The organism is Bifidobacterium pluvialisilvae (assembly GCF_019331695.1).
Taxonomy (GTDB): Bacteria; Actinomycetota; Actinomycetes; order Actinomycetales; family Bifidobacteriaceae; genus Galliscardovia; species Galliscardovia pluvialisilvae.
Genome location: NZ_JAHBBI010000004.1, coordinates 19,411 through 32,899 on the forward strand (window position 1 = coordinate 19,411; position 13,489 = coordinate 32,899).

Consider the following 13,489-nt stretch of genomic DNA (forward strand, 5'->3'; position numbering starts at 1 on the left):
ACCCACAAAACGGTGGGTGGTCGGTCGTTTGGTCACAACGGGTGGGGCGGTTGGCGGCGAGCAATGCGGAAATACGTCGTGAAGGCTTGAAAATCAAGGTGATTATGACGGTCGGACATGATTGGACATCGCGCGACACGCCCGAATTCTGCTAGGGGCAGGGGTTGTGCTTTAATAATCAAGTTGCCTGTTTTGGGCTCGCAAAATTGTTTATTCAAAAGCGAGCGTGGCACGAGGATTCCGACATCCTCGCATGGCCACGCACTGATACGGTTCGGCCGCCACGGGGAGGGATCCCGAAGTCGGCCACGCCTTGACGTGCCCTAGAGAAACAGGCTGGTAAACAGTAATTCATTCGCAAGAAAGGGCGGACGGCAATGGCGGGACAGAAAATCCGCATCAGGCTTAAGTCCTATGACCACGAGGTCATCGACCAGTCGGCGAAGAAAATCGTCGAGACGGTCACGAACGCGGGCGCAACCGTAGTTGGCCCGGTTCCTCTGCCGACCGAGAAGAACGTGTTTGTTGTTATCCGTTCTCCTCACAAGTACAAGGATTCCCGCGAGCATTTCGAGATGCGCACTCACAAGCGCCTCATTGACATCGTTGACCCGACGCCTAAGGCTGTCGATTCTCTGATGCGTCTCGACCTGCCGGCGGACGTGAACATCGAGATCAAGCTGTAAGGAAGGGGGGAACCGTTATGAGCAACAACATCAAGAATGCACTGCTGGGCAAGAAGCTCGGCATGTCCCAGGTGTGGGACGAGAACGGCTTCTTCGTTCCCGTCACGCTGGTCGACGTTTCCACCAACGTGGTGACCGCTGTCAAGACCGAGGAGACCGACGGCTACAAGGCCGTCCAGATCGGCTACGGCCAGATCGACCCGACCAAGGTGACCAAGCCGCTCGCCGGCCACTTCGCCAAGGCTGGTGTGACCCCGCGTCGTCACCTCGTCGAGTTCCGCACCGACGAAGCCGAGAGCTTCGAGCCGGGCCAGGAACTGAGCGCCGAGGTCTTCGCCGAGGGTTCCAAGGTCGACGTCACCGGCACCACCAAGGGCAAGGGCTTCGCCGGCACCATCAAGCGTTGGGGCTTCAAGTCCTACCGCCGTACCCACGGCTCCCACAAGAACGAGCGTCGCCCCGGTTCCGTCGGTGCATGCGCCACTCCGAGCCGTATTCTCAAGGGCAAGCGCATGGCCGGTCGCATGGGCCATGTCACCAACACCACGCTGAACCTGACCGTCGTCTCCAATGATGTTGAGAACGGCGTCATCGCCATCAAGGGTGCCATCCCGGGCCCGAAGGGCGCCATCGTCGTGGTTCGTACCGCTGTGAAGGGAGCCTGATAATCATGGCTATTTCTCTGAACATCACCAGCGCTGAAGGCCAGACCGGCACCGTCGAGGCTCCTGAGGAACTGTTCGGCATCTCCGCTGAGGAAGTGCAGAACCACGTTCCGCTGGTGCACCAGGTCGTCATCGCGCAGCTGGCTGCCGCCCGTCGCGGCACCCACGCCGTGAAGAACCGCGCCCGCATCTCCGGCGGCGGCAAGAAGCCGTGGAAGCAGAAGGGCACCGGTCGTGCCCGTCAGGGCTCCATCCGCGCCCCGCAGTGGGCCGGCGGCGCCGTGGTCCACGGTCCGGTTCCGCGCGACTACTCCCAGCGCACCCCCAAGAAGATGAAGGCTGCAGCCCTGCGCTACATGCTGTCCGATCGCGCCAACGCCGGTCGCGTGCACGTGGTTGATTTCGGCATCGCCGAGACCCCGTCCACCAAGACCGCCAAGGCCGTTCTGCAGTCCGTGGCCGCCGAGCGCTTCGTCACCGTCGTGTTCTCTCGCGAGAACATCAACGAGTGGCTGTCGGTCCGCAACCTGCGCACCGTGCACCCGATCTTCGCCGACCAGCTCAACACCTACGATGTGGTGACCGCCGAGGACATCGTCTTCACCAAGGAAGGCTTCGACGCCTTCGTCGCGGCGAAGACCGCCCCGGCCGCTAAGGAGGACTAATCATGGTCGCAATCCACAAGCCCGCACACGACATCATCATCAAGCCTGTCGTTTCCGAGAAGAGCTACGCCAACTCCGACATGGGCCAGTACACCTTCGTGGTGAACCCCAAGGCGAACAAGGTGCAGATCAAGCAGGCTATCGAGCAGATCTTCAATGTCAAGGTGACGAACGTCAACACCCTCAACCGCGCTGGCAAGCGCACTCGCACCCGCATCGGCTACGGCCAGCGTGTGAACGAGAAGCGTGCCATCGTTACCGTGGCCGAGGGCCAGACCATCGACATCTTCGGTAACTGAAGGCTAGCCGAGAAAGTTAGGAACTAAATTATGGCTATCCGTACATACAAGCCGACGTCTGCCGGTCGTCGTAACGCCTCGGTCTCGGACTTCTCCGAGATCACGCGTTCCACGCCCGAGAAGTCGTTGGTCCGCAAGCTCAGCAAGACTGGCGGCCGTAACTCCTACGGTCGTATCACGAGCCGTCACCGCGGTGGCGGTCACAAGCGCCAGTACCGTCTCATCGACTTCAAGCGTTGGGACAAGGACGGCGTGCCGGCCAAGGTCGCTCACATCGAGTACGACCCGAACCGTTCCGCCCGTATCGCCCTCCTGCACTACGCCGATGGCGAGAAGCGCTACATCATCGCCCCCGAGGGCGTGAAGCAGGGCGACGTCATCGAGACCGGTGCCCAGGCCGACATCAAGCCCGGCAACAACCTGCCGCTGCGCAACATCCCGACCGGTACGGTGGTGCACGCCATCGAGCTGCGTCCGCTGGGTGGTGCGAAGATCGCTCGTTCCGCCGGTGCCGCCGTTCAGCTCGTCGCCAAGGACGGCGCCTACGCCCAGCTGCGTATGCCGTCCGGCGAAATCCGCAACGTGGACGCCCGCTGCCGCGCCACCGTTGGTGAGGTCGGCAACTCCGAGCACGCCAACATCCAGCTCGGCAAGGCCGGTCGCGCACGTTGGATCGGTCGTCGTCCGTGGACCCGTGGTGAGTCCATGAACCCGGTGGACCACCCGCACGGTGGTCGTACCCGCGGTGGTAAGCCGCCGGTGTCGCCGTGGGGCAAGGGCGAAGTCCGTACCCGTCGTCCGAAGAAGGCTTCGAACAAGATGATCGTTCGTCGTCGTCCGGCCGGCAAGAACCGCAAGTAAGGAAGTGTCTGACAGATGACTCGTAGCATCAAGAAGGGCCCATTCGTCGACGCCCACTTGCAGAAGAAGGTCGACGAGCAGAACGAAAAGGGCACGAAGAACGTCATCAAGACGTGGTCGCGCCGTTCGATGATCACCCCCGATTTCATCGGACACACGTTCGCAGTTCACGATGGTCGCAAGCATGTCCCGGTGTTCGTCACCGAGGCCATGGTTGGCCACAAGCTCGGTGAGTTCGCCCCGACGCGCACCTTCAAGGGTCACGTCAAGGACGACAAGAAGGCACGCCGCTAAAGGCGAGGAGAGTAAAGACACATGGAAGCTAAAGCAATCGCCCGTCACGTCCGCGTGACGCCGCGCAAGGCTCGCCGCGTCGTCGACCTCATCCGAGGCAAGCAGGCGACCGAAGCGGTGACCATTCTCAAGTTCGCTCCGCAGGACGCGGCCGTTCCGGTCCGCAAGGTCCTGGAGAGCGCCATCGCCAACGCTCGTGTTAAGGCCGATCGCGCCAACGAGCCGTTCCGCGAGAACGAACTGGTGGTCAAGGAGACGTACGTCGATGAGGGCGTCACGTTGAAGCGTTTCCGCGCACGCGCCCAGGGCCGTGCCGCTCGCATCAACAAGCGCACCAGCCACATCACGGTTATCGTCGCCGACAAGGAAGGAGCCCGATAAAAAATGGGTCAGAAGATTAACCCGTTTGGGTACCGTCTTGGCGTAACCGAATCCCACCGCAGCCGTTGGTTCTCCGACTCCAACAAGGCCGGCGAGCGTTACAGCGACTTCATCCTTGAGGACGACAAGATCCGCAAGGTCCTGAACGCCGATCTCGAGCGTGCGGGCGTTTCCCGCATCGTCATCGAGCGTACCCGCGACCGCGTGCGTGTGGACATCCACACCGCCCGCCCGGGCATCGTCATCGGCCGTCGCGGCGCCGAGGCCGACAAGGTCCGCGCCAAGCTCGAGAAGCTGACTGGCAAGCAGGTCCAGCTCAACATCTTCGAGGTCAAGAACGCCGCCATCGACGCCCAGCTCGTCGCTCAGGGCATCGCCGAGCAGCTCACCAACCGCGTCACCTTCCGTCGCGCCATGCGCAAGGCCCAGCAGGACGCCATGCGCGCCGGTGCCAAGGGCATCCGAATCAAGCTCTCCGGCCGCCTCGGCGGTGCCGAAATGAGCCGTTCGGAGTTCTACCGCGAAGGCCGCGTGCCGCTGCAGACGCTGCGCGCCCTCATCGACTACGGCTTCTTCGAAGCCCGTACCACCTACGGCCGCATCGGCGTGAAGGTGTGGATCTACAAGGGCGACATGACCGAGCGTGAGTTCGAGGAGCAGCAGGCCCAGCAGAACAACGGCCGTGGTCGTCGTGGCGACCGCCGCCCGCGTCGTGGCGCCCGTCGTGACGCCCAGAAGGCCGCTCCGGCTCAGGCTGAGGCGAAGCAGGAAGCCGCTGCTCCTGCCGCCAAGGAAGCAAAGGAGTAAACCAGATGCTTATTCCGAAGAGGACTAAATATCGCAAGCAGCATCGTCCTGTCCGCAAGGGCATGTCCAAGGGCGGCAACGAGATCGCCTTCGGCGATTACGGCATCCAGGCTCTGGCTCCGGCTTACGTGACCAACCGCCAGATCGAGGCCGCTCGTATCGCCATGACTCGTTACATCAAGCGTGGCGGTCGTGTGTGGATTACGATCTTCCCGGATCGTCCGCTCACCAAGCACGCTCTCGGTGCCCGAATGGGTTCCGGTAAGGGTGCCCCGGAGTTCTGGGTCGCCAACGTGCGCCCCGGCCGTGTGATGTTCGAAATCGGCGGTGTCTCGGAGGAAATCGGTCGCGAGGCCCTGCGCCGCGCCATCGACAAGCTCCCCATGAAGTGCAGGATCATTGCTCGTGAAGGCGGTGACAACTGATGTCAGTCGGTACAGCTGATTACACCATCAAGAACCTCAACGAAAAGACCAATGCCGAGATCGAGGCTGCGCTCAAGCAGTCCAAGGAAGAGCTGTTCAACCTGCGCTTCCAGGCTGCCACCGGTCAGCTCGAGAACACTTCTCGTCTGAAGGCCGTCAAGCGCGACATCGCTCGCATGTACACGGTCCTTCGCGAGCGTGAGCTTGGCATCAGCGAGGCTCCCGCAGAAGATAAGACCGAGGAGAAGTAAGCATGGCTGAAGAGCGTAACTTCCGCAAGGTCCGCCGTGGCTACGTCGTGTCCGACAAGATGGACAAGACCATCACGGTGGAGATCGAGCACCGTTCGACCCACCCGCTGTACGGCAAGGTCGTTCGCACCACCAGCAAGGTCAAGGCTCATGATGAACACAACGAGGCCCACATTGGCGACCTCGTGAGTATTATGGAGACTCGACCCCTGAGCAAGACGAAGCGTTGGCGTCTGGACGCCATCGTGGAGCGCGCCAAGTAATACAAGTTCGGCAAGGCTCGCCATTCACCCGGCGGCCGGGTTCATCTCGGCCGCCGAGTGAATGGGGAGGACCAGCTCGGCTTAAGGAGAATCAATGATTCAGCAGGAATCGCGACTTCGTGTCGCCGACAACACGGGTGCCAAGGAACTCTTGACCATCCGCGTGCTCGGTGGTTCGAAGCGCCGTTATGCAGGCATTGGCGACGTCATCGTCGCCACTGTCAAGGACGCCATTCCCGGCGGATCGGTCAAGAAGAGCGACGTTGTCAAGGCAGTGGTCGTTCGCACCGTGAAGGAAACCCGCCGCGCCGATGGCTCCTACATCAAGTTCGACGAGAACGCCGCCGTTATTCTCGGCTCCGGCCGTGAACCCAAGGGCACTCGTATTTTCGGACCGGTCGCTCGTGAGCTGCGCGACAAGCGCTTCATGAAGATCGTGTCCCTCGCCCCGGAGGTGATCTGAGTGGTAGCCAAGATCAAGACCGGTGATGAGGTCAAGGTCATCCGCGGCAAGGACCGCGGCAAGGAAGGCAAGGTCGTCAAGATCCTGCCGAACGACCGCCTGATCGTCGAAGGTGTTCAGATCGTCAAGAAGCACGTCCGCGCCACCCAGCAGGGCCAGCAGGCCGGCATCGTGTCCGTCGAGGCCCCGATCCATCGCTCCAACGTGATGGTCATCGACCCCGAGACGAAGCAGCCGACCCGCGTCGGCGTCATCGTCAAGGAAGAAGCCCGCGACGGCAAGGTCAAGAAGGTGCGCGTCCGCGTTGCCAAGAAGTCCGGAAAGGAGCTGGCATGACCGATACCACTATCGAAGCGCCGGCAACCCCGCGCTTGAAGCAGCAGTACAACGAGGTCATCGTTCCTGAGCTGGAGAAGGAGTTCAAGTACTCCAACCCCATGCAGGTCGCCCGCGTCGAGAAGGTCGTCGTCTCCATGGGTGTCGGTGCCGCAGCCCGCGACTCCAAGCTCATCGAGGGCGCCGTCTCCGACCTGACCAAGATCACCGGCCAGAAGCCGAAGATCACCAAGGCCAAGAAGTCCGTCGCGCAGTTCCACCTGCGTGAAGGCCAGGCCATCGGTGCGTACGTCACCCTGCGTGGCGAGCGCATGTGGGAGTTCCTCGACCGCCTTCTGACCCTGGCTCTGCCTCGTATTCGTGATTTCCGCGGCATCAACGGCAATCAGTTCGATGGCAACGGCAACTACAACTTTGGTCTGACGGAACAGACGATGTTCATCGAGATCGACCCCGATGAGGTCGACCACCAGCGTGGTATGGACATCACCGTCGTTACCTCGACCAAGAACGACCAGGAGGCCAAGGTCCTGCTCAAGCACCTCGGCTTCCCGTTCAAGGAGAACTGATATGGCAAAAACCGCTCTGAAGAACAAGGCGGCCGGCAAGCCTAAGTTCAAGGTTCGCGCTTACACGCGCTGCCAGGTCTGCGGTCGTCCCCATTCCGTGTACCGCAAGTTCGGTCTCTGCCGCGTCTGCCTTCGTGAGAAGGCCCACCGCGGAGAGCTTCCCGGCGTCACGAAGTCCAGTTGGTAAATATCGACGCTGAAGGTCCACTGCTTCACGGCCATGCAAGGCCGTGAAGCGGCGGAAACCACGGCGAGGAAGGGCATAAGCCCACATGACAATGACAGATCCGATCGCAGACATGCTTACGCGTCTGCGTAACGCGAGCACGGCTAAGCACGAGACCGTCGACATGCCGTACTCCAAGTTCAAGGCGGCCATCGCCGCCATCCTGAAGCGTGAAGGCTACATCAAGGACTTCACCGCCAAGGAAGCCAAGGTCGGCCAGACCCTTGAGGTCACCCTCAAGTACGGCCCGAACGGCGAGCGTTCCATCGAAGGCATCAAGCGCGTTTCCAAGCCGGGCCTTCGTCGTTACGCCAAGTCCGACTCCCTGCCCATGCCGCTGGGCGGTCTTGGCATCGCTATCATCTCGACCAGTTCGGGACTGATGACCCAGAAGGAATGCCTCAAGGAAGGCATTGGCGGCGAGATCGTCGCCTACGTGTGGTGAGAAAGGAGAGCTGATTACTTATGGCATCGCATATCGGTAAGCTCCCCGTCGCCATTCCGGCTGGGGTTGAGGTCAAGCTCGACGGCCAGGCGTTCACCGCCAAGGGCCCGAAGGGTTCCGACTCCTACACTATCCCCGAAGGCATCACCGCCGTCGTCGAGAACAACGAGATTGTTCTCACCCCGGCCGATGATCTTCGTCCCACCCGCGCCAAGCATGGCCTGAGCCGCTCCATCATCGCCTCGATGGTCAAGGGCGTGCACGAGGGCTACGCCAAGCGCCTGCTCATCGTCGGCACCGGTTACCGTGTGGTCGCCAAGGGCAAGGGCCTCGAGTTCTTCCTGGGCTACTCCCACACCATCACCGTGAACCCGCCGGAAGGCATCGAGTTCGAGATCGTCAACCCGAACGAGCTCGTCGTCAAGGGCATCGACAAGCAGGTCGTCGGCCAGGTCGCAGCGAACATCCGCAAGCTGCGCGCCCCGGAACCCTACAAGGGCAAGGGCGTCAAGTACGCGGACGAGCGTATTCTGCGCAAGGCTGGAAAGGCTGGTAAGTAATATGACCGTCAAGATTTTCGGTAAGGGCAAGAAGGTTGCCCGCCTGCGCCGTCACGCTCGTCTTCGCAAGAGGATCGTCGGCACTCCCGAGCGTCCGCGTCTGGTCGTTACCCGCACCAACCGCAACATGTTCGCTCAGGTCGTGGATGACACCAAGGGCATCACCCTGGTGAACGCCTCCACGATGAACGAGGAGTTCTCCGGCTTCGAGGGCACCAAGACCGACGCCGCCAAGAAGGTCGGCGAGCTTGTCGCCGAACGTGCCAAGGCCGCAGGCATCACCGCCGTCGTCTTCGACCGCGGTGGCAACAAGTACCATGGTCGCGTTGCAGCTGTTGCTGAAGGCGCCCGCGAGGGAGGTCTGGCACTGTGAGCGACAACGAAGTGAAGGAAACCCAAGTGGCTGAAGATTCGCAGAAGAACGAAACCGAAGCCGGCGCCAAGAACGAGGAGCGCAAGGGCCGTCGCGGTGGTCGTGGCGAAGGCCGTCGAGGCGAGCGTCGCAACCGTCGCGAGGAGAACCGCGGCGACGAGCTGCTGGACCGCGTGGTCACCATCAACCGTGTGGCCAAGACCCACAAGGGTGGTCGTACGTTCAGCTTCGCCGCTCTCGTGGTCGTCGGTGACGGCAATGGCACCGTGGGCGTTGGCTACGGCAAGTCCCGTGAGGTCCCTGCCGCCATCGCCAAGGGCCAGCTCGACGCCAAGAAGCACATGTTCACCATCCCGCGCGTCCGCGGCACCATCACCCACCCGGTGCAGGGCCACGACGCCGCCGGCACCGTGCTGCTCCGTCCGGCCGCCCCGGGAACCGGCGTTATCGCCGGTGGTCCGGTCCGCGCCGTCCTCGAGTGCGCCGGTGTGACCGACATCCTGTCCAAGTCCATGGGCTCGGCCAATTCCATCAACGTGGTGAACGCCACCGTTGCCGCCCTCAAGCAGCTTGAGGAGCCGGAAGAGGTCGCCGCCCGCCGTGGCCTGAGCCTTGAAGAGGTCGCCCCCGAAGCCCTGCTCCGTGAGCGTGCCGCCGGTATCGCCGAGGCCCGCAAGGCCCGCGAGGAAGCCGCCGCCAAGGCTGCTGAAGAGAAGGACGGTGAGTGAGCATGGCAAACATCAAGATCACTCTGAACCGCGGTTTCGTCGGCAAGACCGAAGCGCAGAAGGAGACCGCCAAGTCTCTCGGCCTGCACAAGATCGGTCAGTCCGTCGTCCGTGAGGACAACCCTGTCTACCGTGGCATGGTCGCCAAGATCCGCCACATGGTCACCGTTGAGGAGGCAGACTGATTATGGCTGAAAACAACGAAGAAGTCACGATCATCCGCATGCATGACCTGCGTCCTGCCCCCGGCGCCAACAAGGACCGCATCCGTGTCGGTCGAGGCGAAGGCTCCAAGGGTAAGACCTCCGGTCGTGGCACCAAGGGCACGAAGGCCCGCTACCAGGTTCGTCCTGGCTTCGAAGGTGGTCAGCTTCCGCTGTACATGCGCCTTCCGAAGCTGCGCGGCTTCAAGAGCCCGTTCAAGAAGGTCTACCAGGTCGTCAACGTCTCCACGCTCGTCGAGCTCTTCCCCGAGGGCGGCGAAGTGTCCGTTGAGACCCTGGTCGCCAAGGGCGCCGTTCGCGCCAACCAGCCGGTGAAGATTCTCGGCGACGGCGAGACCACGGTCGCCTTCACGCTCAAGGGCGTCAAGGCCTCCGCTTCCGCCAAGGCCAAGATCGAAGCCGCGGGAGGCTCCATCTCCGAAGAGTAATCTCTCGGGAGAAGCGCTTCCATAGGCAGTATGACCCTCCCCAAGAATTTGGGGAGGGTCATTGCATATGAGTACACTGTTTGCCTGTGCGCCTTCACAACGCGAGGCGTACTAAGGGAGGAACACGTGAGAACGCTAATTCAAGCTCTCCGTACCAAGGAGCTGAGGAACAAGATCCTCTTCGTCTTCGGTATCATCATCATCTACCGCATCGGTTCGTTCATTCCGACGCCCGGCGTCGACTACCGTGCGGTGCAGGACTGCGTGGCCAGCTCCAGCAACGAGGACTTCATCGGTCTGGTCAACCTCTTCTCCGGTGGCGCGCTGCTGCAGCTGTCGATCTTCGCGCTGGGCATCATGCCGTACATCACCGCGTCCATCGTCGTGCAGCTGCTGCGTGTGGTGATTCCTCGCTTCGAGGCGTTGCATAAGGAAGGACAGTCCGGCGAGGCCAAGCTGACGCAGTACACGCGTTACATGACCATCGGCCTGGCGGTCCTGCAGTCCACCACCATCCTCGTGACCGCACGCACGGGCGCGCTGTTCAACGGCCTGTGCACGAAGTCCGTCATCCCGGACGGTTCGGTGTGGAACCTCATCGTCATGATTCTCATCATGACGGGCGGCACCGGCCTCATCATGTGGATGGCCGAACTCGTGACCGACAAGGGCATCGGCAACGGCATGAGCGTCCTGATCTTCATGTCCATCTGCTCGGGCTTCCTGCCCAAGCTGTGGGACATCGGCTGGGGCTCGAACGGCACGAACGGCGACTGGACGAAGTTCGGCATCGTCGTGGGCGTGCTGATCGTCATCCTCGTGTTCGTCGACTTCGTCGAACTGTGCCAGCGCCGCATCCCGGTGCAGTACACGCGCCGCATGATCGGCCGCAAGATGTACGGCGGCACGAGCACGTACCTGCCGCTGAAGATCAACATGTCCGGCGTGATCCCCCCGATCTTCGCGTCGTCGATCCTCGCGGTGCCGACCCTGATCGCGCAGTTCGGCAAGAGCGACCAGAAGTGGGTGCAGTGGATCAACACGAACCTGGCCGACACGACCAGCGTGTGGTACATCGGCCTGTACGCCGTCATGATCGTGTTCTTCTGCTTCTTCTACACGTCGATCACGTTCAACACGGACGAGACCGCCGACAACATGAAGCAGTACGGCGGCTTCATCCCCGGCATCCGCGCCGGCCGCGCCACCAGCGCCTACCTCACGTATGTGATGAACCGTCTCAACACCGTCGGCGCGGTCTACCTGCTGTTCGTGGCCCTCATCCCGACCGTGCTCATCATGGCCCTCAAGCTCAGCCAGCAGCTGCCGTTCGGCGGCACGACCATCCTGATCATCGCCGGCGTCGGCCTCGACACCCTCCGTCAGGCCCGCGCACGCACCGAGCAGTTCCAGTACGAGGGCTTCCTGCTCGAAGACGAAACCAACACCAAAGAAAGCAAGTGATATGCGACTGTTAATCATGGGACCCCAGGGCGTCGGCAAGGGCACGCAGGCAGCCCTCCTCGCCAAGCACTACGACATTCCGACCATCTCCACCGGCGACATCTTCCGCTTCAACATCAAGAACAAGACGGAACTCGGCGTCGAGGCCCTCAAGTACATCGACAAGGGCGAGCTCGTCCCCGATGAGCTGACCAACCGTATCGTCGAGGACCGTCTGGCCCAGGACGACGTGAAGAACGGCTGGATTCTCGACGGCTACCCGCGCAACGCCTCCCAGGTCGAGGCCCTCGACGGCATCACCGCCAAGCTGGGCACCCCGCTCGACGCCGTCGTCGCGCTCGACGCCGACCATGACGTGCTCATGGCCCGCATGAAGAAGCGCGCCGAGATCGAAGGCCGCTCCGACGACACCCCCGAGGCCATCGCCAAGCGCCTCGACGTGTACGCCAAGGAGACCGCTCCGCTGCTCAACACGTACGAGCAGCGCGGCCTGCTGGTCAAGATCGACGGCACCGGCGACATCGACGCCATCCAGGCGAACATCGTCAGCGCCCTCGACGCCCGCTGAATCTTTTCGCGGCGATAATAACAACACGGCGATTACGCACAGGTTGCGTAATCGCCGTGTTTCTGTTATTCTATCTATTTGGTGTGTCTTCGGGCATATCTTTAAGTAATCGTAGCCAAGGATCGGATCGGGAGCTCATGGCAAAAGACGGTGTGATTGAAGTAGAAGGTCGTGTTGTCGAAGCATTGCCGAACGCAATGTTCCGTGTCGAACTGGAAAACAAGCACATCGTTCTGGCGACCATCTCCGGAAAGATGCGTAAGAACTACATTCGCATCCTCCCGCAGGATCGCGTCGTGCTCGAGATGAGCCCGTACGATCTCAACCGAGGCCGCATTACCTACCGTTACAAGTAAAAGGAAAACCATGAAGGTCAGCCCCAGTGTGAAGAAGATCTGCGACAAGTGCCGCGTGATCCGTCGTCACGGCCGCGTCATGGTGATCTGCGAGAACCCGCGCCACAAGCAGCGTCAGGGCTGAAGCAGACCCCAGCGGCAATTATCATCAGACGCTGAATCACAGTGTTCGCATCACCACGTGCGGCATTGAACCCCAGGTGCGGAGGCCTGGGCCGTGAACTCGGACGATTTGGCGTAAGACCTCCGATGAACAGAAGGAATCGCAATGGCACGTCTTGCCGGAGTCGACATCCCCAATGAGAAGCGCATCGAGATCGCCCTCACCTACATCTTCGGTGTTGGTCGTACTCGTGCCAAGGAAACGCTCGCAGCGACCGGTATCAATCCGGACACCCGCGTCAAGGATCTCTCCGATGAGCAGCTGATCACGCTGCGTGATTACCTCGAGGGTAACTACAAGATCGAGGGTGATCTCCGCCGTGAGGTGGATGCGGATATCCGCCGTAAGATCCAGATCAACTGCTACCAGGGTATGCGTCACCGCAGGCATCTGCCTGTCCGTGGCCAGCGTACCAAGACCAATGCCCGTACCCGCAAGGGTCCGAAGCGCACGGTCGCCGGTAAGAAGAAGGCCGCCTGATATCCAGGCGCCCGCTCAGGCCACGAGGCGTTCGCCCTCATCGCCTGACATAGCAAACAATTCGTATAACTAGGAAACGAGGATCCATGGCAGCTGCGAAGCAGGCCACGCGCAAGCCCCGTCGTAGGGACCGTAAGTCGGTTCCCGTCGGACAGGCGCACATCAAGTCCACATTCAACAACACGATCATCTCGATCACCGATCCGTCCGGAGCCGTCGTCTCCTGGGCCTCCGGTGGCGATGTCGGCTTCAAGGGCTCCCGTAAGTCTACGCCGTACGCCGCTGGCATGGCCGCCGAGGCCGCCGCTCGTAAGGCTATGGAACACGGCGTCAAGAAGGTCGACGTGTTCGTCAAGGGCCCGGGTTCCGGTCGTGAAACCGCCATCCGCTCCCTGCAGTCCGCAGGCCTTGAGGTCGGTTCCATCTCCGACGTCACCCCGCAGGCTCATAACGGCGTTCGTCCTCCGAAGCGCCGCCGCGTCTGAAGCACTGACCTACAGAATTCATCA

General features: G+C 61.7%; 27 protein-coding genes. All 27 read left to right on the forward strand.

The genetic code is table 11. From position 1 onward, the window contains the following. Positions 1 to 377: 377 nt before the first annotated feature. The 27 genes from rpsJ to rpsK all read left to right on the forward strand — a co-directional run bounded on the left by rpsJ (position 378) and on the right by rpsK (position 13,465). Positions 378 to 686: a 30S ribosomal protein S10 gene (gene rpsJ / locus KIH77_RS04220; protein WP_006288664.1), complete on the forward strand. Its 309-nt coding sequence runs from the start codon at positions 378 to 380 to the stop codon at positions 684 to 686. Between the two features lie 17 nt (positions 687 to 703). Next, on the forward strand, positions 704 to 1,351 hold the full coding sequence (gene rplC, locus KIH77_RS04225) for a 50S ribosomal protein L3 (protein ID WP_219099878.1): 648 nt from the start codon (positions 704 to 706) through the stop codon (positions 1,349 to 1,351). Between the two features lie 5 nt (positions 1,352 to 1,356). Beyond that, entirely contained in the window at positions 1,357 to 2,016 is a 660-nt protein-coding gene (gene rplD / locus KIH77_RS04230; protein WP_236024468.1) for a 50S ribosomal protein L4, read from the forward strand. A gap of 2 nt (positions 2,017 to 2,018) precedes the next feature. Further along, positions 2,019 to 2,315, forward strand: coding sequence for a 50S ribosomal protein L23 (gene rplW / locus KIH77_RS04235; protein WP_219099879.1), 297 nt, complete (start codon positions 2,019 to 2,021; stop codon positions 2,313 to 2,315). A 30-nt stretch (positions 2,316 to 2,345) separates the two neighbouring features. Then, on the forward strand, positions 2,346 to 3,176 hold the full coding sequence (gene rplB, locus KIH77_RS04240; protein WP_109136975.1) for a 50S ribosomal protein L2: 831 nt from the start codon (positions 2,346 to 2,348) through the stop codon (positions 3,174 to 3,176). Between the two features lie 15 nt (positions 3,177 to 3,191). Further along, complete coding sequence (gene rpsS / locus KIH77_RS04245) at positions 3,192 to 3,470, forward strand: 30S ribosomal protein S19 (protein WP_033490666.1); 279 nt, start codon at positions 3,192 to 3,194, stop codon at positions 3,468 to 3,470. A gap of 21 nt (positions 3,471 to 3,491) precedes the next feature. Next, positions 3,492 to 3,851, forward strand: a complete 360-nt coding sequence (gene rplV / locus KIH77_RS04250; protein WP_219099880.1) for a 50S ribosomal protein L22 — start codon at positions 3,492 to 3,494, stop codon at positions 3,849 to 3,851. Positions 3,852 to 3,854: 3 nt separating this feature from the next. Further along, entirely contained in the window at positions 3,855 to 4,658 is an 804-nt protein-coding gene (gene rpsC / locus KIH77_RS04255; RefSeq protein ID WP_109136977.1) for a 30S ribosomal protein S3, read from the forward strand. A gap of 5 nt (positions 4,659 to 4,663) precedes the next feature. Beyond that, complete coding sequence (rplP, locus tag KIH77_RS04260; RefSeq protein ID WP_219099881.1) at positions 4,664 to 5,083, forward strand: 50S ribosomal protein L16; 420 nt, start codon at positions 4,664 to 4,666, stop codon at positions 5,081 to 5,083. Then, positions 5,083 to 5,334, forward strand: coding sequence for a 50S ribosomal protein L29 (gene rpmC, locus KIH77_RS04265; protein ID WP_109136979.1), 252 nt, complete (start codon positions 5,083 to 5,085; stop codon positions 5,332 to 5,334). Before rplP ends, rpmC begins: the two co-directional genes overlap by 1 nt. Before the next feature lie 2 nt (positions 5,335 to 5,336). Continuing rightward, entirely contained in the window at positions 5,337 to 5,597 is a 261-nt protein-coding gene (rpsQ, locus tag KIH77_RS04270) for a 30S ribosomal protein S17 (RefSeq protein WP_109136980.1), read from the forward strand. 94 nt (positions 5,598 to 5,691) lie between these two features. Next, positions 5,692 to 6,060, forward strand: a complete 369-nt coding sequence (rplN, locus tag KIH77_RS04275; RefSeq protein ID WP_100510720.1) for a 50S ribosomal protein L14 — start codon at positions 5,692 to 5,694, stop codon at positions 6,058 to 6,060. Continuing rightward, a complete protein-coding gene (gene rplX / locus KIH77_RS04280) occupies positions 6,061 to 6,396 on the forward strand; it encodes a 50S ribosomal protein L24 (protein WP_219099882.1) in 336 nt (111 codons plus the stop codon). Further along, on the forward strand, positions 6,393 to 6,965 hold the full coding sequence (rplE, locus tag KIH77_RS04285; protein ID WP_109136982.1) for a 50S ribosomal protein L5: 573 nt from the start codon (positions 6,393 to 6,395) through the stop codon (positions 6,963 to 6,965). Before rplX ends, rplE begins: the two co-directional genes overlap by 4 nt. 1 nt (position 6,966) lies before the next feature. Next, positions 6,967 to 7,152 carry a type Z 30S ribosomal protein S14 gene (locus KIH77_RS04290; RefSeq protein ID WP_033493929.1) on the forward strand — a complete coding sequence of 62 codons (186 nt, stop codon included), beginning with the start codon at positions 6,967 to 6,969 and terminating at the stop codon, positions 7,150 to 7,152. An 85-nt stretch (positions 7,153 to 7,237) separates the two neighbouring features. Then, complete coding sequence (gene rpsH / locus KIH77_RS04295) at positions 7,238 to 7,636, forward strand: 30S ribosomal protein S8 (RefSeq protein ID WP_100510723.1); 399 nt, start codon at positions 7,238 to 7,240, stop codon at positions 7,634 to 7,636. 20 nt (positions 7,637 to 7,656) lie between these two features. Further along, positions 7,657 to 8,196: a 50S ribosomal protein L6 gene (gene rplF / locus KIH77_RS04300; RefSeq protein ID WP_219099883.1), complete on the forward strand. Its 540-nt coding sequence runs from the start codon at positions 7,657 to 7,659 to the stop codon at positions 8,194 to 8,196. Position 8,197: 1 nt separating this feature from the next. Continuing rightward, positions 8,198 to 8,569 carry a 50S ribosomal protein L18 gene (rplR, locus tag KIH77_RS04305; protein WP_219099884.1) on the forward strand — a complete coding sequence of 124 codons (372 nt, stop codon included), beginning with the start codon at positions 8,198 to 8,200 and terminating at the stop codon, positions 8,567 to 8,569. Then, complete coding sequence (gene rpsE / locus KIH77_RS04310) at positions 8,566 to 9,297, forward strand: 30S ribosomal protein S5 (RefSeq protein ID WP_219099885.1); 732 nt, start codon at positions 8,566 to 8,568, stop codon at positions 9,295 to 9,297. The genes rplR and rpsE overlap by 4 nt, the downstream gene beginning before the upstream one ends. A gap of 2 nt (positions 9,298 to 9,299) precedes the next feature. Beyond that, complete coding sequence (rpmD, locus tag KIH77_RS04315; RefSeq protein WP_219099886.1) at positions 9,300 to 9,482, forward strand: 50S ribosomal protein L30; 183 nt, start codon at positions 9,300 to 9,302, stop codon at positions 9,480 to 9,482. Between the two features lie 2 nt (positions 9,483 to 9,484). Further along, positions 9,485 to 9,949, forward strand: coding sequence for a 50S ribosomal protein L15 (gene rplO, locus KIH77_RS04320; protein ID WP_219099887.1), 465 nt, complete (start codon positions 9,485 to 9,487; stop codon positions 9,947 to 9,949). Between the two features lie 126 nt (positions 9,950 to 10,075). Continuing rightward, positions 10,076 to 11,413, forward strand: coding sequence for a preprotein translocase subunit SecY (gene secY / locus KIH77_RS04325; RefSeq protein ID WP_219099888.1), 1,338 nt, complete (start codon positions 10,076 to 10,078; stop codon positions 11,411 to 11,413). A 1-nt stretch (position 11,414) separates the two neighbouring features. After that, the gene (locus tag KIH77_RS04330; RefSeq protein WP_219099889.1) at positions 11,415 to 11,981 is read left to right on the forward strand and encodes an adenylate kinase; all 567 of its coding nucleotides are present in this window, start codon (positions 11,415 to 11,417) and stop codon (positions 11,979 to 11,981) included. A 137-nt stretch (positions 11,982 to 12,118) separates the two neighbouring features. Then, on the forward strand, positions 12,119 to 12,337 hold the full coding sequence (infA, locus tag KIH77_RS04335; protein WP_004268611.1) for a translation initiation factor IF-1: 219 nt from the start codon (positions 12,119 to 12,121) through the stop codon (positions 12,335 to 12,337). A 10-nt stretch (positions 12,338 to 12,347) separates the two neighbouring features. After that, positions 12,348 to 12,461: a 50S ribosomal protein L36 gene (gene rpmJ / locus KIH77_RS04340; RefSeq protein WP_093959598.1), complete on the forward strand. Its 114-nt coding sequence runs from the start codon at positions 12,348 to 12,350 to the stop codon at positions 12,459 to 12,461. 144 nt (positions 12,462 to 12,605) lie between these two features. Next, a complete protein-coding gene (rpsM, locus tag KIH77_RS04345) occupies positions 12,606 to 12,980 on the forward strand; it encodes a 30S ribosomal protein S13 (RefSeq protein WP_109136990.1) in 375 nt (124 codons plus the stop codon). Between the two features lie 86 nt (positions 12,981 to 13,066). Then, on the forward strand, positions 13,067 to 13,465 hold the full coding sequence (rpsK, locus tag KIH77_RS04350) for a 30S ribosomal protein S11 (RefSeq protein ID WP_093959596.1): 399 nt from the start codon (positions 13,067 to 13,069) through the stop codon (positions 13,463 to 13,465). Positions 13,466 to 13,489 lie beyond the last annotated feature (24 nt).